This is a genomic window from Pseudomonas sp. 18173, assembly GCF_050432945.1.
GTDB lineage: Bacteria > Pseudomonadota > Gammaproteobacteria > Pseudomonadales > Pseudomonadaceae > Aquipseudomonas.
Genome location: NZ_JBKFTN010000016.1, coordinates 129,816 through 149,003, shown reverse-complemented (window position 1 = coordinate 149,003; position 19,188 = coordinate 129,816). Strand labels below are relative to the sequence as shown.

Genomic DNA, 19,188 nt, shown 5'->3' with positions numbered 1-19,188 from the left:
GCGAGCAAGCTCGCTCCTACAGGGAGGACATTAGAGGGGGGCATCGGTATTTGCGGGCCGTTCGCGACGAGCGCTGTCTCACGGATGAAACATCCCCCGCAATGTGTTTACCAAAAAACTCCATAAGCCATTGAATCGAATCCATATTCAAAACCCGGCACAGCTTTCGCTCTTTCCCTTTCATGGCTGACCAGGGCCAGCCAGGAATGAAGGAATGAGCGTCGTGGGGATATTCAAAAAAAAAGGCTTGATGTGCCTGCTGCTGATCGCGAGCACAACCGGCACTGTTCTCAGTTTCAACATTCAAGCCGAAGGCAACGGTGTCATCGTGCTTGATCGTACCGTTCACCCAACGCTTATCGGTCGCAGCGGCGGCAGGGATCCGAACCCGGCCACCATCAATGCCAATCCTTCGACCCGCGTCACCGGCGAACTCAGCGACGCCGACATTGCCGGGGTAACCACAGGAACGGCTCTTCGCAACGGCAACGGGCAAGGCCCGGATGCCATACAAGGCCTGAATGTCATCACCAACCCCAACGGTTTGCCTGGCATGTCCGTCGGCCACGGCGGTGGCAGTGGCGGCGCAATTTCCGGAACCATCAATCGCGCCATGAGCACCGGCCTCGGCTCACTGGGCAGAATGGCGGGAGGCCAATGAGATGAGTCGCTCCTTCCTGTTACTTGCGCTGCTCGGCTGCACCAGCGTGATGGCCGACCCGGGCGTCAGCTCGGTGAACAGCGCCACCCTCCTGGGTTCCGGTACTCAATATCGAGGCAACTTCAACGTCAACCAGGCCGCCGGCGATCAACAGCAGCAGGCCAACGTGCGCGCGATCGCCATTGGTACCGAAGCCGGCGCAACCACCAGCGTCCAGCAGAAAATCACCACGCCTGCCAATCCGTCGCTGGATGCGACGGCCAATATCGGCGGCACCTCTTTCAGTAATGGCAACGGCGTACTGGGTGTCAACCAGAGCGCCGGGGCGAACAACCAGATGGCCAACGTCATGCGCATCAGCATCAGCGCTGCACCGCAAGCCGTTGACGATAGCGCCCTTTCTCAACAGAACGTGGCGTTGTTACCGAACTCGGGAGCAACTGGCACCCCAAACGGCAGTCGCCAGGTCGCGACAAGCGACCAGGCCTTCACCGGCAGCCGGGGAGTGATCCAGGTGAACCAGAGTGCCGGGGTGGGGAACCGAATGGCTAACACCCTGAGTATCCGGGTCTCTGACTGACCGCGATACAGTGCGAATGGGGAAGTACCAACACTTGACCAACTAATGAGCACGGAGAATCACCATGAACCCGATAACTGCTCTCAAACCACTGGCTTTCGCCCTGGCAGCAGTGATGGCATTCGCAGCCCAGGCTGATCCCGTGCAGGGCAATGGACAGGGCAGCAACCAATCGCCTAATGGCCCATCGCTGGATCAGATTTTGCAGATTACCGCAGGCGCCGGGGCCGCCGTGCTGGACTCGCAGGAAAGCAGTGACAGCGGGGTAGTGAACCGGGGCACCAAAAACGACGCCAAAATCGATAACTCCCTGAACAACTCCAACGGCAACATGGGCGCCAACGTTGCAGCCGGTAACGGTAACCAGCAAGACAACGCCGCCGCCCTTGCCACGGCTGACGAAGCCTTCATCTTCGGCTCCGCCGTCACCGTCTCCAGCGCGACTCAGAAGAGCACCGGCAACACCGCCAGGAACCACTCCAACACCAACAACACAACACTCAATAACGCTGGCAACAGCGGTTCCGGCAACATCGGCATCAACGTGACCACCGGCGACTTCAACCAACAGAAAAACAACCTGGCGATTGCCGTTTCCGGCGGCCGTGTAGCAGTAGCCGCGGCGGCGGCGAACCAAAGTACGTCCGGGCTGAAAGTCACCAACAACGCCAGGACTGATTTCGTACCCGTAGGTGTACTCGGTCTGTCCGGCATAACCACACAACAAGTGATGACGCCAGAAGGCTGGAGACCTCCTGTAACCAACAATGCAACGATCACGGGCTCGATGAACAGCTTCTCCGGCAACGGCGGAGCCAACGTATCGTCCGGCGTCGGCAACCAGCAAAGCAACTCGCTGTCCATCGCCGCAGGCTGCAAAACATGCCCATAATCGCGACCGTCATGAAAGCCTCGGCGACGACGCTTTTCCTCGGTCTGGAGGCGTATCGTCCATGCGTAAGACGGCCCTTTTCGCCCTGCTCTGCCTGCCTGGCCTGACCCAGGCCGCGCAGATGCCGGTTGCCGCCCTGCCAGGTGGCGTGCTGGTGTACAAGCACGTACAGAGTTTGCGCGAGCGCAAGTTCAGCGACATCGTCGAACAGAAAACCGATTTCAGCTGCGGCGCCGCCGCGCTGGCAACGATACTGCGCCAGGCCTATTGGCTCGACGTCGATGAAGAACACATCATCAAGGGCATGCTGGTCACCGCAGACCAGGACCTTGTGCGTACCCAGGGTTTTTCCATGCTGGACATGAAGCGCTACGTAGAAAGTATCGGCATGCGCGCCCGGGGCTACAAGATCCCGCCTGAACGACTCGACGCCGTGACGATTCCGGTGGTGGTACTGATGGAAATTCGTGGCTACAAGCACTTCGTGGTGTTGCAGCGGGCGGACAAGAACTGGGTCTACATCGGCGACCCGGTGCTCGGTCACAAACGCTACTCCCATGATGACTTTGTCAAAGGCTGGAATGGCATTGTCTTCGCCATTGTCGGCCCCGGTTACGACAAGTCCAATGCGTTACGCAGCCCGCCGGAACCGCTGACAGCGAAGAACAAGATGGATACTTTCAACCCGGTCAAAGACGCTGAATTGATGGATTTTGGTTTCATACAGAGCGACTTCTTTTAATCGCCAACAAGATGAGAGGGAGCAGGATGCTCCGGGAGCAGCAAATGAAAACCTCGCATTGGGTGGCCGCTGCCTGTCTGGCAGCGACCACATCAGGTTTTGCTGATGAATTCAGACCCATTGAACTCAAGGACCAGGAACTGGCCGAGTTGCGTGGCCGTTACGTGATGCCGGGACGGATCATCAGCTTCGGTGTGGTCATGAGCAGTACCTGGCGCAATGCCAGTGGTGATCTGATAGGGGCATCCAGTTCGATGCAACTTCAAGCCGCAACGGTCAAGCCCGAGTTTTATGTTTCGACCATCAAACAAGACGGTAAAGGCAGTTCGCACAACGAGGGTACCGGTAACGTGATGGGGGGTGCCGCCATGAGCACCTCTCGCGGCATAACCCAGGTGACACGGGCCGCCGGCGATGGCAACAGCTCAAACAACAACATCGCCATCAACGTCAAGGAGTCCGGAACGGCCCCTGCCATCGTGCCGAGCCAGGGCCAGGCACTGGTAGCCGGTCAAACCATTACCGGCAGCAATGCTGCAGGCAGTGTCGCGGTTGCCGCGACGAGCGGCGGTGTTCAGATGGCCATTACCGCCAACAACAATCAGGGCTCAAGCCTGCAACAAGTCGCCCAGGGCGGGTTGTTGCAAAACACCCGGTTGCTGGGCAGCAGCAATGTGGTCAACAACATGACTCAACTCAACGTAGTACTCAAAAACAATAGCCCGAGTGCCAGTGTATTGGACTGCAACCTGAACCAACTCGCTGCATTACGGACCTTGGGGTATTGAACTACGCTGAGTCTCGAGCATTGAGCACAAATGGACGGCTTTACCCATGTACCGATCAGTTTCACTGCGTGCAGTCATATGCTTGAGCACTCTACTCCCGGCGACGATGTTACAGGCAGCAACTGACGCGGACGTAGAGGCTCTCAAACAACAACTTCAAGAGTTGAAGCAGCGATACGAAGTACAGCAAAAAGCCCTGGCGGTTCTCGAACAGCGGGTCCGCCAGGTCGAAGACCAACCCGCTCCGCCGCCCCCTAAACGCCTGGCCAAATCGCCAGCAGACCTCAAAGGCAATCCCAAAGTCGCCAGCGGCACCGGTGCCGCGGCGGCTTCAGGCGGCGCCGCGGGGGGTAGCGGCAGTTCTTATGGACAATCGCTGGCGGACGACTCGCAACCAGCGCAAAGCGTTTCAAACCTGTATGACGAGGCCAGCGGATTCTTCGGTGGTGGCAAGTTCAGCTTCGAAACCGGGATAACCTACTCCCGATACGATACCCGCCAACTGATCCTCAACGGTTTTCTGGCTCTGGACTCGATTTTTCTGGGGGCCATCAACCTGGACCGGATCAAGGCCGACACCTGGACGCTTGACCTCACCGGTCGCTACAACTTCAACAATCGCTGGCAGTTCGACCTGAACGTGCCGGTGGTCTATCGCCAATCCACGTACCAGTCCGGGGGCGGCAATAACGGCGCCGCCAACGTCACGACCGAGGCTACCGTCAAAGAAGACCCGACCATTGGTGACGTCAACTTCGGTATCGCCTACAAATTCCTCGACGAGTCGGCCAATACGCCGGATGCCGTGGTGACCTTGCGTGTCAAGGCACCGACCGGCAAAGACCCGTTCGGCATCAAGCTGGTTCGGGTGGACGATAACTCCAACCTGGCCGTGCCTGAATCCTTGCCTACCGGTAATGGCGTGTGGTCGGTTACGCCGGGGATCTCCCTGGTCAAGACGTTCGATCCGGCAGTGCTGTTCGGCAGTTTGTCCTACACCCACAACCTGGAAGAGTCTTTCGACGACATCAGCTCCAATCCGGCGCTCAAGACACCCGGCAAAGTCCGCATTGGCGACAGTTTCCAGATTGGCGCCGGCATTGCGTTCGCCTTGAACGAAAAGATGAGCATGTCGTTCTCGGTCTCTGACCTGGTGCAACGCAAAAGCAAGCTCAAGGAAGATGGCGGGGATTGGCAATCGGTGGTCGCCAGCGACGCCAACGCCGGCTACTTCAACATCGGCATGACCATTGCGGCCACCGACAACCTGACTATCGTCCCCAACCTGTCCATCGGCATGACGGACGATGCCCCGGATTTCCAGTTCAGTCTGAAACTTCCTTACTACTTCTGACCCGAACAGAAAACGCTGCAATTGCAGGCGCAACGTTTTTTTGTTTCCGGCTGCGGTTCAGCGAATCTGGTGCTTGTGCAACAAACGGTAGAAGGTCGGTCGCGATACACCCAATACTTTGGCGGCAACACTCAGGTTATCGCTGTGACGATTCAATACATCGCACAACGCCTGGCGCTCGGCCCGGGACTTGTATTCTTCAAGGGTGCCCATCGGGGCTGTGATTGCATGCTGGCTGATCAACCCCAGATCACGGGCCTCGATCTGCCGGCCTTCGGCCAACACCAGCCCGCGACGAACGCGGTTGGCCAGCTCGCGAACATTGCCTGGCCAGTCGTGTTTGCCCATGGCAATCAACGCGTCTTCGCTGAAACTGCGTGGGCGGCGTCCGGTTTCATGGCTGTAGAAATGGGAGAAGTGGTTGGCCAGCATCGCCAGGTCGCCATGGCGCTCGCGCAGCGGTACGGTCGCCACTTGCAGTACGTTCAAGCGGTAATACAAGTCTTCGCGAAAGCGCTTCTTCTCGATGGCGGCTTCAAGATCGGTATGCGTTGCCGCCAGAACCCGCACATCCACCGGAATCGGCTGACTGCCACCCACCCGTTCGATGTGTTTTTCCTGGAGGAACCGCAACAGGTTGGCCTGCAACTCCAGTGGCAGGTCACCGATTTCGTCGAGAAACAGGGTGCCACCGTTGGCGGCTTCTATCCGTCCGACCTTGCGCTGGTGCGCCCCGGTAAATGCGCCTTTCTCATGGCCAAACAGCTCTGACTGGATCAAATGTTCGGGAATCGCACCACAATTGATCGCGATGAAGGGCTTGTTGTGACGCTGGGACTGACGATGCAGGGTTCGTGCGACCAGTTCCTTGCCCGTTCCGCTTTCACCCCGAATCAATACGGGAGATTCGGTCGGAGCCAGTTTGCTCAGCAGCTTGCGCAGCTCGCGAACAGGTTTGCTGTCGCCCAAAAATTCGTGCTCGGGCTGGTCGACATAGACCGTGCCCTGCCCGCGCAAGCGCGCCATGCCAAACGCCCGCCCCAGTGTTACCTGGACCCGGGACACATCGAATGGCAAGGTATGAAAGTCAAAAAACCATTCACAGACAAAGTCGCCGACATTTTGCAGGCGCAGTACTTCCTGATTGAGTACGGCGATCCACTCGGTGCCGCTGCGGCTGATCAACTCTTTGACAGCTTCCGGGTGCTCAAGGTGAAAGGGCTGCAAGCGTAACAAGCCCACGTCGCAGGTTCGATCAGCGGCGCTCTCCAGCGTGCAGCTGTCAACGTCCCAACCGATAGCGCGCAATCCCGGGATCAGACGATGGCAATCGTCGCAGGGGTCCACCACTAGTAAACGTCGTAAAGCAGGCGCATCGCTCATGACTGTTCCTTGGCGCCAAATTTAAGAAAAATTATTAAAAACAGTCATTTGGCGGACCTGGCTGTAACATTAGCAAGAATTTGACAGGTCCTTGAACTGTTTGACTATAGCGTTGTCATAAAAACAGTTATAAGAAGCACCTTTGTTAGTTGCCTAACGACTCTTTCCTTTCATTCAGCTTTCAATGCCAGCCTCATACTTGAGTATATGAAATAAAGTGGAAAATTCTTTCGATCGGGTGTGACCCAACCCCCGGTTGAGGGCATCAGTACAAGTAACCAGCCGAACGGTAAGCCCAACCGTCGGTACATCACTTGATTGGGCATACAGAGAGAAGACCCTATGAACGCCCCGCTCCGTATCAACGAAGCACTGCTGATTGCCGACCGCGCATTCAAACCATTCAAATGCGTGGCCTGGGCCCCACAAGACGGTAATGGCGAACTCAGCCTGACCGTTGTCGACCGCACCAGCACCAGCATTGGCCGCAAACAGATCCCAAGCAGCGCTTATTCCGACCCCGCACAGCTGGAACTGTTGCTGGAACAGGCCCGTGCCGAGCTGAGCCAGGAAGGTTACACACTGCAGTCGTGGTCGATGCCGCACTGATCGTTTTGCGGATTACTCCGGGGTAATCCGCGCCCTCTGGCTGTCATTAGTTGGGCTGATTGTTGGCGTTCATGCGCACTAATTGCCCCCGTAAGTTCGAACTTTTGCGCATCCGGTACTTTGCAGGCTCGCCATTGGTTCGAAAAGACACTGTTGTGGCACACAGCGACTCTCCGTCTGTTAGTTCTTAGTGTTGTGCATCTGCCCATTCAGGGATTGAATATTCTCCTTATATAGTCGCCACCCAAACTTCTGGATCAGGACGACTCGCAAGGAGATGCGGTTCATGTCAATCCAGTCCGCCATTGCCTACTCCACCACCCGAAAGAGCGCCGGCACCCTCGACACGACGTTTGCCGCCCATGGCAAAACCCAGGTGTATTTCGCCGACAGCCTTTCCAGCATGGCCAATGACGTTGCAATCGATGCCCAGGGTCGATTGCTGGTGGCTGCAAAAGTCGCCATGGCCGATGGCAACCGCTTTGGCCTGGCCCGTTTGCTGGAGGACGGTTCGGCCGACCTCACGTTCGGCAAGCACGGCAGCGTCATCGGGCAATTCGAAGCGGGGTTCGAAGCCATGGGCGCCAAGGTTCTGGTCATGCCCGACGGCAATATCCTGTTGGCCGGGTTGCACTACGAAAACGCCCACCGCACGCTCCCGGCCCTCGCTTTGCTGGATGAGCACGGCCGCCTGGTTCAAGGTTTTGGCGATAATGGCCGCCGCGTGGTGCGATTGCCTGGCGGTCTGTCCCTGGGCATGCGTGATGTCTGGCTGCCACCCGGCGTGCCCGGCGCAGAAGCCTGTGCTGTGGACGTACAGCCAGACGGCCGGATCCTGATCCTGGCCAACCATCAATTCGAACTGGCCGATCACGTGGGCCTGCTGATACGGCTGGATGTCGAAGGCTCGCTGGACTGCTCGTTCAATGGCCGCGGCTTTGTCGTGGTCCGGCACCTGCTGCTCAATACCTGGCTCAGCAGCCTGACGATGCAACGCGACGGCCGGATTCTGGTGGGTGGATCGATCAACTTCCCTGAAGAAGGCTTACTGGCCCGTTATCACCCCGATGGTCGCCTCGACGACTGCTTTGCCGTGGATGGATTCATGACGTTCAAGGCACACGGGCATGGCGCCCAGGTCAGTCAGGTGGTCCAGCAAGACACTGGCGATATCCTGTGCGTGGGCTGCAGTCATGAACCGATGCATTGCCTGACCTTTAAAATGCACAGCAACGGCCGCCCCGACAACCACTGCAACGGCGGCCACCCGCAATGCCTGGAAATTGGCCGCAGCGGCTGCCAGTGGAACGCCGCGCAACTGCAGCCCGATGGCAGCCTGCTCACGGCGGGCGCGACCATTGGCGGCATAGAAGCGGACTTCATTCTCGGACGATACCTGCCTGATGGCCGGCCAGACCGCCGTTTTGGCGCAGGTTACGGCCATACGCGGACCCGCCTCGGCCCCAGCCTGGATACCGCCACCTGTGTCGCGGTTCAGGCCGATGGCAACATCGTGGCTGGCGGTTATTCGTTGCATGGCAATTACAAGGCCGTCGTCGCGCGATTTCTGGGCTGAACCGACGCACTTTCCCTGCGCTTGATCTTCTCGTCTGCTTGCGGCAACTTGCGCGCTTCTTAAAACAAGGAGCAACCGATGTCCGCCTCAATGGCCCAGGCGTTCGCGCACAATTTTCTCGGCAATTCGCCCCGTTGGTACAAGGCCTGCATCGTCGGCTTTCTGATTCTCAATGCCCTGGTGCTATGGACAGCAGGCCCGGTGGCCGCCGGCTGGCTGCTGGTGCTGGAGTTCATCTTTACCCTGGCCATGGCGCTCAAGTGTTATCCGCTGATGCCCGGCGGCCTGTTGTTGATTGAAGCCCTGCTGCTGAAGATGACTACGCCCCAGGCACTGTACGACGAGTTGCTGCACAACTTCCCGGTGATCCTGCTGCTGATGTTCATGGTGGCCGGTATCTACTTCATGAAGGACCTGTTGCTGTACCTGTTCTCGCGCCTGCTGTTGGGGGTTCGCTCCAAGGCCCTGCTGGCCCTGATGTTCTGCTTTCTGTCAGCCTTTCTGTCGGCGTTTCTCGATGCCTTGACCGTGACCGCCGTGATCATCAGTGCCGCCGTCGGCTTTTATTCGGTGTATCACCGCGTCGCCTCGGGTAACGATCCGCGTCAGGACAGCGAGTTCAGCGATGACCAACACCTGCCCACCCTGCACCAGGGTGATCTCGAACAGTTCCGCGCCTTCCTGCGCAGCCTGCTGATGCACGGTGCCGTGGGCACCGCATTGGGCGGTGTCTGCACGCTGGTCGGTGAACCGCAGAACCTGTTGATCGGCCATGAAATGGGTTGGCACTTCTCCGAGTTCTTTACCCGGGTTGCGCCGGTATCCCTGCCGGTACTGGTTGCCGGGCTGGTGACCTGCGTCCTGCTGGAAAAGCTGCGCTGGTTCGGTTACGGCACGCTGCTGCCGGATAACGTTCGTGCGGTGCTGGCCAACTACGCCGCCGAAGACGATGCCGAGCGCACCACGCGCCAACGTGCGGCACTCCTGGTGCAAGGCATCGCCGCATTGATCCTGATTGTCGGGCTGGCGTTCCACATTGCCGAAGTGGGCTTGATCGGCCTGATGGTGATTGTGTTGATTACCGCCTTTACCGGCATCACCGACGAACACCGCCTCGGCACCGCGTTCAAGGACGCCATGCCGTTCACCGCCTTGTTGGTAGTATTTTTCGCCGTGGTCGCGGTGATCCACGATCAGCAACTGTTCGCCCCACTGATCCACTGGGTGCTGGCGCTGCCGGCGGACCAGCAACCGGGCATGCTGTTCATTGCCAACGGCCTGTTGTCCGCCATCAGCGACAACGTGTTCGTGGCAACCATTTACATCACCGAAGTGAAGCGCGCATTCATGGCGGGTGAAATGACCCGTGAGCATTTCGAGACACTGGCCATTGCGATCAATACCGGCACCAACCTGCCGAGCGTGGCGACGCCCAACGGTCAGGCGGCGTTTCTGTTCTTGCTGACCTCGGCGATCGCACCGCTGGTGCGCCTGTCCTATGGGCGAATGGTCTGGATGGCGCTGCCATACACCGTGGTGATGGGCTTGCTCGGGTGGTATGCGGTGAGTTACTGGCTCTGACGCCGGGAGAACATGCGGGAGCGAGCCTGCTCGCTCCCGCAGGCGTTACGTGTTATCCGAGACGGTGCCAGACGCGACCGTCACGGGTGAGCAATTCTTCGCCGGCCTTGGGACCGTTTTCCCCGGCGGCATAGCTCTGCACGCTGGCATCCTGCTGCCAGGCATCGAGGAACGGCTGCACAGCGCGCCAGCCGTTTTCGATGTTGTCGGCGCGCTGGAACAAGGTCTGATCGCCTGTCAGGCAATCGTAGATCAGGGTTTCGTAGCCAGTGGACGGCTGCATTTCGAAGAAGTCCTTGTAGGCAAACCCCAGCTCGATGTTGTCCATCTTCAGGGCCTGACCGGGCCGCTTGGCCAACAGGTCGAACCACATGCCTTCGTTGGGCTGGATCTGAATGCGCAAATAGGTCGGCTGCAGCTCATCGACCTCGGTATCGCGAAACTGCGCATAGGGCGCCGGCTTGAAACAGATCACGATCTCGGTGTCGCGCACGCTCATGCGCTTGCCGGTTCGCAGGTAGAACGGCACTCCGACCCAACGCCAGTTGTCGATCATGACCTTGAGCGCGACATAGGTTTCGGTGTTGCTGTCGGGCGCGACCTTGTCTTCCTGGCGATAGCCCGGCAGTGCCTTGCCGCCGATCTCACCGGCAGCGTATTGGCCACGCACCGAGTTGGCGCGAGCCTCCTCGACCGTCCATGGCCTGATCGCGCCAACGACCTTGGCTTTCTCGCCACGGACCGCATCGGCGCCAAACGCGGCGGGAGGTTCCATCGCCACCATCGCGAGCAACTGGAACAGGTGATTGGGCACCATGTCCCGTAGCGCGCCGGTGTGCTCGTAAAAACTGCCACGGGTTTCCACGCCGACGGTTTCGGCGGCGGTAATCTGCACGTGATCGATGTAGTGATTGTTCCAGAACGCTTCGAACAGGCTGTTGGAGAACCGGCTGACCAGAATGTTCTGTACGGTCTCCTTGCCCAGGTAATGGTCAATCCTGTAGATCTGCTTTTCGGACATCACCTTGAGCAGGCAGGCGTTCAAGGCCTCGGCCGTTTGCAGGTCGGAGCCGAAGGGCTTTTCGATCACCACCCTTCTGAAAGCCTCGGGGGTTTCCTCCAGCAAGCCGGCGGCACCGAGACGGCGTGCCACTTCACTGAAGAAACGTGGCGCGGTAGCCAGGTAGAACACCGCATTGCCGGTTCCGCTGTCGGCGATTTTCGCCGCCAGCGCTTGATAAGTGCTGTCGTCCAGGAAGTCGCCCTGGACGTAGCTGATGCCTTTGGCGAGTCTGGACCAGACCGCTGGATCAAGGGTGTGGTCACCCTTGCCAGCCATCTCGTTGCGAATGAAGTCTTCGAGCTTTTGCGCAAAGCCCTCATCGCTGATGGCGTTGTGGTCAACGCCGATGATCCGCAGTCCATCCCCGAGCAAGCCGTTGCGCTTGAGGTTATACAGCGCCGGTACCAACAGACGCTTGACCAGGTCACCGTGGGCGCCAAACAGGAACAGCGTCGTCGGTGGTGCGGGCTCGGCCTTGGATTTCCTGCGGATCGCATGGGTCATTTTTTCGAGGTCTCCACATGGCCGCCGAAGCCGAAGCGCTGGGCCGAGAGAATCTTGTCGCCAAAGGTGCCTTGCCCACGGGAACGGTAGCGGGAGAATAGCGAGTTCGACAGCACCGGCACCGGCACCGCTTGCTCCATGGCCGCTTCGATGGTCCATTGACCTTCGCCGCTGTCGGCCACGGACCCGGAAAAGCCGTCGAGCTTCGGATCGCTGGCCAGGGCGTCGGCGGTCAGGTCGAGCAACCACGAGGACACCACGCTGCCACGGCGCCAGACTTCGGCGATGTCGGCGACGTTCAGGTCGAAGCGCTGGTCCGCCGGCAGGCTCTCGCTGTTTTTGGTCTTGAGGATGTCGAAGCCCTCGGCGAAGGCCTGCATCATTCCGTATTCGATGCCGTTGTGGATCATCTTCACGAAATGCCCGGCACCGGCGGGACCGGCGTGAATGTAACCGCGCTCGGCACGATCGTCGTCGGACTTGCGGTCCTTGGTACGCGGGATATCACCCATGCCCGGGGCCAGTGTTGCGAACAGCGGGTCCAGGCGCGTGACGGTCCCGGCATCGCCACCGATCATCATGCAGTAACCACGCTCCAGGCCCCAGACGCCGCCGGACGTACCGACATCGATGTAGTGCAGGCCTTTTTCCGAGAGGGTTTTCGCCCGGCGGATATCGTCCTTATAGAAGGTGTTGCCGCCGTCGATGATGGTGTCGCCGGCTTCGAGCAAGGTGCTCAGGGTGTCGATGGTCTCTTCGGTCGGTGCGCCGGCCGGCAGCATGACCCATACCGCGCGCGGCTTGTCCAGGCCAGCGACCAGGGCTGGCAGATCGGCGACGCCGGTGGAACCCTCTGCGGCCAGGGCTTCGACAAAGGCGGTATTGCGGTCATAAACAACGGTGGTGTGCCCGTTGAGCATCAGGCGCCGTGCAATATTGCCGCCCATGCGGCCCAGTCCAATAATCCCGAGTTGCATGTGCTGATGCTCCCTACTACAAATAAAATGTGTGTCAAAGGTTATAGCCCAACGCGACTCATGAGGTTAGTCCAGAGCGTTGGCACGAAGTTTCCGGGCATTGTGCCCGATCCTGATGGATAACGTCGGGAATCAAGCCGAAGACACAACGACCATGAAAAATAAAAAAGTTCCCTTCGGGAGCAAAAGAAATCAAAATTGGCGCCGATAGTAGGTCAGCCGCTGATTTCGAGGCGGATCTACAGTTGAGACACGCCATTTGCGAGGTGAGCAATGGGCACAGTACACACCGCACTGCCAGCACAAACCCTATACGTCACTATCCGTCGCGATGAATTGCGTCAGTTGAAGGACGAACGCGATCAGTTGAAACAGGAGCTGGCGCAGTTGCGACTGCTGCTGCAAGCCAATCAGGTGCAGCCCCTGGCTGTGACGCAACGCGCCCCACTCGCCTGATTCCCTCGCTTCAAGCGGGAGCAGCCTGCACTGCTTCCGCACCGCCCCGCGCCCTGCCACTCCCGACAACTCACGAAATTTTCACAATTGGTTCACGATACTTAATCGTTTAAGGTCGTCCGATTCGGAGCGGCCTTCGTTCGTCGTCCGCGATATTCAAGTCCCGGCGGTGGTAGTGAATTCTCGGCTGGAGCGCTGAATGTCTTTGTTCGAACGCAGCAAAACGACTGCGGCAGGTTTTGATTGGGCCGGATTCGTCTGGCTGTTTGTATTCTTCTGGTACTTTTCCGGCATTACCCAACTGCTGATCCAGCTGACTGGCACCTCCGGCTTCACCGGATTCCGCCAGGCCTTCGTCATGAGCGCCGTCTGGCTGGCGCCGATGTTGCTGTTCCCGAGGCAAACCCGCGTCATGGCGGCGGTGATCGGCGTGGTGTTGTGGGCGTGCTCGATGGCGAGCCTGGGTTACTTCTTCATTTATCAGCAGGAGTTTTCCCAGAGCGTCATCTTCATCATGTTCGAGTCGAACGTGGCTGAAGCCGGCGAGTACATGACCCAGTACTTTGCCTGGTGGATGGTGCCGGCGTTCCTGGCCCACACCGCGTTTTCCTGGTTCCTGTGGACACGCCTGCGCCCGGTCTACCTGCCCCGTGGCAAGGCAATCGTGGCAGCAACGGCGATCCTGGTCGCGGTGGTCGCTTATCCGCTGATCAAGCAGACCCAGCGTACCGGCAGCTTCGCCGCCGGCTTCGAGAAGTTCGAAACCCGCATCGAACCTGCGGTGCCATGGCAGATGGCCGTGGCCTACCACCGCTATCTGGACACCCTGGCCGGCATGCAGGACATGCTGGAAAGCGCCAGCAAGATTCCACCGCTGCACAACCTCAAGGACGCCATGGCCAATACGCCTGCGACCCTGGTGCTGGTGATCGGCGAGTCCACCAACCGCCAGCGCATGAGCCTGTACGGTTACCCACGGCCAACCACGCCGGAACTGGACAAGCTCAAGGGTCAGCTGGACGTTTTCGACAACGTCATTACCCCGCGCCCCTACACCATCGAGGCGCTGCAGCAGGTCCTGACCTTCGCCGACGAAGAAAACCCGGACCTGTACCTGTCGACGCCGTCGCTGGTCAGCATGATGAAACAGGCCGGTTACAAGACCTTCTGGATCACCAACCAGCAGACCATGACCAAGCGCAACACCATGCTCACGACCTTTTCCGAACAGGCCGACGAGCAGGTGTACCTGAACAACAACCGCAACCAGAACGCCGCCCAGTACGATGGCGACGTGATCGAGCCGTTCAACAAGGCCCTGGCCGATGCGGCACCGCGCAAACTCATCGTCGTGCATTTGCTCGGCACGCACATGAGCTACCAGTACCGTTACCCGTCGACCTTCGACAAGTTCCAGGACCGCACTGGCGTGCCGGCCGGCATTCGCGATGACCAGTTGCCGACGTACAACAGCTACGACAATGCCGTGCTGTACAACGACTTCGTGGTGTCGAGCCTGATCAAGGACTACGCCAAGAGTGATCCGAACGGTTTCCTGCTGTATCTGTCCGACCATGGCGAAGACGTGTTCGACTCCGTGGGTCACAGTACCCTGGGGCGCAACGAGAACAAGCCGACGGCACCGATGTACACCATTCCGTTCATGGCCTGGGCTTCGCCGAAATGGCGTGCAACCCATGACTGGAACCTTGCCGGTGATCTTTCGCGGCCTTACAGCAGCTCGCACCTGATTCACACCTGGGCGGATCTGGCAGGCTTGAGCTTCGACGAACTCGATCGTAGCAAAAGCGTGGTCAGCGACAACTTCAAGGCCCGGCCGTTGATGATCGGCAACCCGTATGAGCGTGAACAACGCGCGTTGATCGACTTCAGCCTGATGAAGCCGAAAACGCCCCCCGCGGTCGTTCAGCAGTAATCCTTTCAGGGGCCGGTTCCGGCCCCTTTTTCATGCTCGCACTGCAGAAATGCAAGCCGTTGATGAAGTTAATTCCCATTTAACCGAATCGGCGGATAATGCCATTTCGACACTGATTCATTGATTCATGGACGAAAGGCATCCGACAACTTTAGTGGGAGGCATACCATGAAACGCACCGCCGTGATCCTCGCCGGCCTGATGGCACTGGGCTCGGCCAGCGCATTTGCCGAAGGTGGAGCCGAACGCATGCGCTATTACTACGAAAGCCTGCGACTGGCCCAGCAACAAGCCCTGGGCCATCCGATCCAAAGCACTGAGTTGCGGGTGCCCGACGATCAAACCGCACAAATGACTGAAACCTACAGACCGAAATGATCCATGGACTTCTGACTGCCTACAGTTGGAGAAAAGCGTTCGGGCGTCCTGATGGACGCCCTTTTCCTGACGGTTGAATCAGAGGCTCTTGGTCCAGAACAACATGCGCCCATGGGCCGGATCGAACATGCCGGCGGCGAAGCCGGCTTTTTCATAAGCGCCCTGCGCCACGGCATTGCCTTCCAGCACCTCCAGGGTGAGCTTGCAGCAACCGCGCTGGCGGGCGATATCCTCGACCTTTTGCAGCATCTTCTGGCTCAAGCCCAGCCCGCGAAATTTTTTCACCACCGCCACATCGTGCACATTGACCAACGGCCGGCAGGCAAAGGTCGAGAACCCCTCGAAGCAATTGACCAGCCCGGCTGGTTCGCCGCCGACAAAGGCCAGCACACTGAAAGCGTGGGGACGCCTGGCAAGCTCTGCCGGAAGTTGCTCCAGTACATGGGGTGGCAACGACTGGCCACCCCCCATCGGGTCCTCGGCGTAGTGGTTCAACACCAGACAAATAGCCTCGGCATGCACCGGATTGGTGTAACTGGCCTGAAGCACAAGAATTTCTGCGGAGTCCATTTCCATCCTCGATCACACATGAAGTAGCCCCCAGCATGTATTTCACGCTGAAGTGCCCGCTGACCATAGCGCGAGCACCGTGCCAACGACAATCGCAACCGAGGAAATCTTTTGGCGCTCAAGCGCCCCAGATCAAGGCTTCCGTCCATCCCAGCTCGGCAAAATCCTCGGCCCGCAAGTGCGACTCACCGGCACAGAAAAACTCGTCGAGTTGCGGTGGCTCGACCGGGGTGCCACTGAGCATGGCGTGAACCTGGCCGCGATGATGGATCTGGTGCTCGAACAAATGCGACAGCAGGCGCAAACGACTGTCGTGTTGCGGGGTGTCGCGGGCGATGGTCACGATCTTGCCAAGATCGGCGTCGCGCATTTGCTCGCAGTAGGCGATCAGCCGGCGGTCGACGTGGGCCTGCTCGCCAATGAGGTCCGTCGCCACGAGACAGGGCTCGTCTTCCTTGAAAAACACCCGGCAATCGGGATGCGGATCGTCGCCGCGCAGTTCGCGCTCCAGGGCGTCCACATAAAACCAGTCACAGGTAAGGATATGGTTGAGGGTGGCGCGGATCGTCGGGAAAAAGCTGACCCGCGGTGCCGTCAGTTCCTGCGGGCTCAACTGACGCCAGGCCTTGGCCAGTCGGTGATTGGCCCAGGCGTTCTGATAGGCCATGGTCAGCAGATGGTGCGACAGGGGCTGATTCATGTTCGCTGCTCCCGATCAAATCCCGATCAAACTTCGGCAAACCGCTGCAGTTGCATTTCCTGCAATCGACTGAGGGTGCGGCGGAACGGGAATTCCAGATAACCCTCGGTGTAAAGCGACGCCATTGGCACTTGCGCTTCGAGGTACAGCGGTACCTTGCGGTCGTAGCATTCGTCCACCAGGGCAATGAACCGTCGCACACCATCGTCATGCACCGACAACTGCGGCAACTCGCGGTCCCCCGCCGCCACTCGCTCGACACCGTCCTCGGTGCCGCGGGCAATGCGCCCGGCGCGTTTTTGCGCGCTGAGGCTGGGCACGTCACTCAACAGAATAGCGCTGTAGGTATCGCACAGGGCGATGAAATCCATGGCGGCGAAGGGTTGCTCGCACAGCGCGGCGTAACGGGTCCAGAGTACAGTCGGGCTGACTTTGACCACCTCGAGGGAGCGGTAGCCGACCTTGACCGGTTCGTTCGATATCGGCTGATTCACGGCCAACCCCGAGAAAACCTCGGTGAGCGCATCTGGCTGCCCGGGCTCGGCCACCCAATAACGTTGTGAACCGGCGCCCGGATGCAGGCGATGGTCTTCCCCGCCATCCACCGCAATCACCTGCATGTGTTGCTTGATCGCCGCGATGGCGGGCATGAAACGGTCGCGATTGAACCCGTCGGCGTACAGTTGGTCCGGCGGCAGATTGGAAGTGCAGACCACCACCACGCCCTGTTCGAACATCACCTGGAACAGGCGCCCGAGAATGATCGCGTCGCCGATGTCATTGACGAACAGTTCGTCGAAACACAGCACGCGAACCTCTTCGGCCAATTCACGGGCCAATGCCTTGAGCGGATCGGCAGTGCCGGTCAGTTGAAACGAGCGCTGATGCACCCAGCCCATGAAGTGGTGAAAGTGCTGGCGCCGCGCCGGTACCCGCAGGCTTTGGTAGAACTGGTCCATCAACCAGGTTTTCCCCCGCCCCACCGGCCCCCACAGGTACACCCCGGAAATGGCCGAGCGGCCTTCGTGCAGCGCTTCGTGGCATTTTTGCAGCGCCCACACGGCATGCTCCTGGGCCTCGTCCTGGACGAAGCCCTTTTGTTCGATGGCGTGCTGCCAGGCGCTCAAGGGGGAATCGATAGTCATGGGCGGCAGTATGCCATTGCGCATTGATAACGCGACCGGTTATCGGCGCTTTTGTGCGAAAGGGAAAAGCACCTTGACGGTTGAAATTACAGGCATCATATTTATAAATGTCGTACAACATATATAAACCCTGACGTCATCCCTCTGGAGTCACCCCATGCATTACAAAGTTTTCGGTCGTAAAACCGGCTTGCGTGTGTCCGAACTGGCGCTGGGCGCCGGCAATTTCGGTACCGGTTGGGGCCATGGCGCCGAGCGTGACGAAGCCAAACGCATTTTTGATGGCTACCTGCAAGCCGGTGGCAACTTCATCGATACCGCCAATGGCTATCAGGGCGGGCAATCCGAGGCCATGCTCAGCGAATTCATCGCCGCGGAACGCGATAGCCTGGTCATCGCCACCAAATACACCCTCGGGACTACACCGGCGGCCGGCATTTCCCACACGGGCAACAGCCGCAAGAACATGGTGCGCGCCGTCGAGGAAAGCCTTAAACGGATGAAGACCGAGCATATCGACCTGTTCTGGGCCCACATGAGCGACGGCGTCACACCCATGGAAGAGATCCTGCGCGGCTTCGACGACCTGGTCAGTGCCGGCAAGATTCATTATGCAGGGCTGTCGAACTTTCCCGCGTGGCGCATCGCCCGCGCCGACCTGCTGGCCGAGGTGCGTGGTTTTGCGCCGATTGCCGCGATCCAGGTCGAGTACAGCCTGGCCGAACGCACGGCTGAGCGTGAACAACTGCCGATGGCCGAAGCCCTGGGCCTGGCCGCGACCTTGTGGTCGCCGCTGGGTGGCGGTTTCCTTACCGGCAAGTATCGCAACAGTGAAGGCGACAACCGCGCGAACAAGCTCGGCGTGCTGATTCATGCTGAAAAAAGCGCCCGCGAAACCGCCCTGCTCGATACCTTGATCGACATCGCCGCCGCACTCGATGCCAGCCCGACCCACGTGGCCATCGCCTGGCTGCGGGAAAAGGCCCGGCGCTCGAGCACGGCACTGATTCCGATCCTTGGCTCGCGCACGCGTGAGCAACTGGATGCCACGTTGGGCGCGCTGAATGTGCAGTTGAGCACCGAGCAAGTGGCAAGGCTGGATGGCGTCAGTGACGTGGCCAAAGGCGTGCCGCACGAATCCATTAGCGGGTCTTTCGCACGCTTCAGTGGTGGCCGGATCCTCGACCTGCCGGTCGTTCCAGTGGCCTGACACCAATTAAATGTGGGAGCGGGCTTGCTCGCGAAAGCGGTGTGTCATTCAACAACAATGTCGACTGACACGACGTCTTCGCG

Annotated in this window: 19 protein-coding genes; 13 read left to right on the top strand and 6 right to left on the bottom strand. The window is 59.2% G+C overall.

The annotated features are described in order from the left end of the window. Window positions 1-214 precede the first annotated feature (214 nt). From ACLD1X_RS18970 to ACLD1X_RS18945, 6 genes are all read left to right on the top strand, one after another. Window positions 215-661 (top strand): hypothetical protein, encoded by a 447-nt coding sequence (locus ACLD1X_RS18970; protein ID WP_429370235.1) that lies wholly within the window; start codon window positions 215-217, stop codon window positions 659-661. 1 nt (window position 662) lies between these two features. Beyond that, window positions 663-1,241, top strand: coding sequence for an adhesin (locus ACLD1X_RS18965; protein WP_429370233.1), 579 nt, complete (start codon window positions 663-665; stop codon window positions 1,239-1,241). 64 nt (window positions 1,242-1,305) lie between these two features. Continuing rightward, window positions 1,306-2,133: a heme utilization protein gene (locus ACLD1X_RS18960; protein ID WP_429370231.1), complete on the top strand. Its 828-nt coding sequence runs from the start codon at window positions 1,306-1,308 to the stop codon at window positions 2,131-2,133. Between the two features lie 61 nt (window positions 2,134-2,194). Then, a complete protein-coding gene (locus ACLD1X_RS18955) occupies window positions 2,195-2,875 on the top strand; it encodes a C39 family peptidase (protein ID WP_429370229.1) in 681 nt (226 codons plus the stop codon). A gap of 26 nt (window positions 2,876-2,901) precedes the next feature. Beyond that, window positions 2,902-3,663 (top strand): hypothetical protein, encoded by a 762-nt coding sequence (locus ACLD1X_RS18950; RefSeq protein ID WP_429370227.1) that lies wholly within the window; start codon window positions 2,902-2,904, stop codon window positions 3,661-3,663. A 46-nt stretch (window positions 3,664-3,709) separates the two neighbouring features. Then, window positions 3,710-5,017: a transporter gene (locus ACLD1X_RS18945; protein WP_429370225.1), complete on the top strand. Its 1,308-nt coding sequence runs from the start codon at window positions 3,710-3,712 to the stop codon at window positions 5,015-5,017. 57 nt (window positions 5,018-5,074) lie between these two features. Here ACLD1X_RS18945 and ACLD1X_RS18940 read toward each other — a convergent pair whose 3' ends face one another. Further along, window positions 5,075-6,400 carry a sigma 54-interacting transcriptional regulator gene (locus ACLD1X_RS18940; RefSeq protein WP_429370223.1) on the bottom strand — a complete coding sequence of 442 codons (1,326 nt, stop codon included), beginning with the start codon at window positions 6,398-6,400 and terminating at the stop codon, window positions 5,075-5,077. Between the two features lie 342 nt (window positions 6,401-6,742). Between ACLD1X_RS18940 and ACLD1X_RS18935 the strand changes: the two genes are divergently transcribed. The 3 genes from ACLD1X_RS18935 to nhaB all read left to right on the top strand — a co-directional run bounded on the left by ACLD1X_RS18935 (window position 6,743) and on the right by nhaB (window position 10,166). Beyond that, window positions 6,743-7,009, top strand: coding sequence for a hypothetical protein (locus ACLD1X_RS18935; protein WP_429370221.1), 267 nt, complete (start codon window positions 6,743-6,745; stop codon window positions 7,007-7,009). A gap of 286 nt (window positions 7,010-7,295) precedes the next feature. Further along, window positions 7,296-8,585 (top strand): hypothetical protein, encoded by a 1,290-nt coding sequence (locus ACLD1X_RS18930; protein ID WP_429370219.1) that lies wholly within the window; start codon window positions 7,296-7,298, stop codon window positions 8,583-8,585. A 78-nt stretch (window positions 8,586-8,663) separates the two neighbouring features. Beyond that, window positions 8,664-10,166, top strand: coding sequence for a sodium/proton antiporter NhaB (gene nhaB / locus ACLD1X_RS18925; protein ID WP_429370217.1), 1,503 nt, complete (start codon window positions 8,664-8,666; stop codon window positions 10,164-10,166). Between the two features lie 52 nt (window positions 10,167-10,218). Here the strand turns inward: nhaB and zwf are convergent, their stop codons facing one another. Together zwf and gnd are read right to left on the bottom strand one after the other, a co-directional pair. Then, window positions 10,219-11,733 carry a glucose-6-phosphate dehydrogenase gene (zwf, locus tag ACLD1X_RS18920; protein WP_429370215.1) on the bottom strand — a complete coding sequence of 505 codons (1,515 nt, stop codon included), beginning with the start codon at window positions 11,731-11,733 and terminating at the stop codon, window positions 10,219-10,221. Continuing rightward, complete coding sequence (gene gnd / locus ACLD1X_RS18915; protein WP_429370267.1) at window positions 11,730-12,734, bottom strand: phosphogluconate dehydrogenase (NAD(+)-dependent, decarboxylating); 1,005 nt, start codon at window positions 12,732-12,734, stop codon at window positions 11,730-11,732. Before gnd ends, zwf begins: the two co-directional genes overlap by 4 nt. Window positions 12,735-12,983: 249 nt before the next feature. Between gnd and ACLD1X_RS18910 the strand changes: the two genes are divergently transcribed. The 3 genes from ACLD1X_RS18910 to ACLD1X_RS18900 all read left to right on the top strand — a co-directional run bounded on the left by ACLD1X_RS18910 (window position 12,984) and on the right by ACLD1X_RS18900 (window position 15,480). Continuing rightward, entirely contained in the window at window positions 12,984-13,166 is a 183-nt protein-coding gene (locus tag ACLD1X_RS18910; RefSeq protein ID WP_108217489.1) for a DUF6026 family protein, read from the top strand. Between the two features lie 199 nt (window positions 13,167-13,365). After that, on the top strand, window positions 13,366-15,102 hold the full coding sequence (locus ACLD1X_RS18905) for a phosphoethanolamine transferase CptA (RefSeq protein ID WP_429370212.1): 1,737 nt from the start codon (window positions 13,366-13,368) through the stop codon (window positions 15,100-15,102). A gap of 168 nt (window positions 15,103-15,270) precedes the next feature. Beyond that, window positions 15,271-15,480 carry a hypothetical protein gene (locus ACLD1X_RS18900; RefSeq protein ID WP_008023098.1) on the top strand — a complete coding sequence of 70 codons (210 nt, stop codon included), beginning with the start codon at window positions 15,271-15,273 and terminating at the stop codon, window positions 15,478-15,480. A 78-nt stretch (window positions 15,481-15,558) separates the two neighbouring features. On the opposite strand, the gene ACLD1X_RS18895 is transcribed toward ACLD1X_RS18900, so the two are convergent. The 3 genes from ACLD1X_RS18895 to zapE all read right to left on the bottom strand — a co-directional run bounded on the left by ACLD1X_RS18895 (window position 15,559) and on the right by zapE (window position 17,895). Beyond that, entirely contained in the window at window positions 15,559-16,050 is a 492-nt protein-coding gene (locus ACLD1X_RS18895; RefSeq protein ID WP_429370210.1) for a GNAT family N-acetyltransferase, read from the bottom strand. Between the two features lie 118 nt (window positions 16,051-16,168). Next, complete coding sequence (locus tag ACLD1X_RS18890; RefSeq protein ID WP_429370207.1) at window positions 16,169-16,750, bottom strand: DinB family protein; 582 nt, start codon at window positions 16,748-16,750, stop codon at window positions 16,169-16,171. A 26-nt stretch (window positions 16,751-16,776) separates the two neighbouring features. Then, complete coding sequence (gene zapE, locus ACLD1X_RS18885) at window positions 16,777-17,895, bottom strand: cell division protein ZapE (RefSeq protein ID WP_429370205.1); 1,119 nt, start codon at window positions 17,893-17,895, stop codon at window positions 16,777-16,779. 157 nt (window positions 17,896-18,052) lie between these two features. On the opposite strand from zapE, the gene ACLD1X_RS18880 reads away from it, so the two are divergent. Beyond that, the gene (locus tag ACLD1X_RS18880) at window positions 18,053-19,105 is read left to right on the top strand and encodes an aldo/keto reductase (protein ID WP_429370203.1); all 1,053 of its coding nucleotides are present in this window, start codon (window positions 18,053-18,055) and stop codon (window positions 19,103-19,105) included. Window positions 19,106-19,188: the final 83 nt, after the last annotated feature.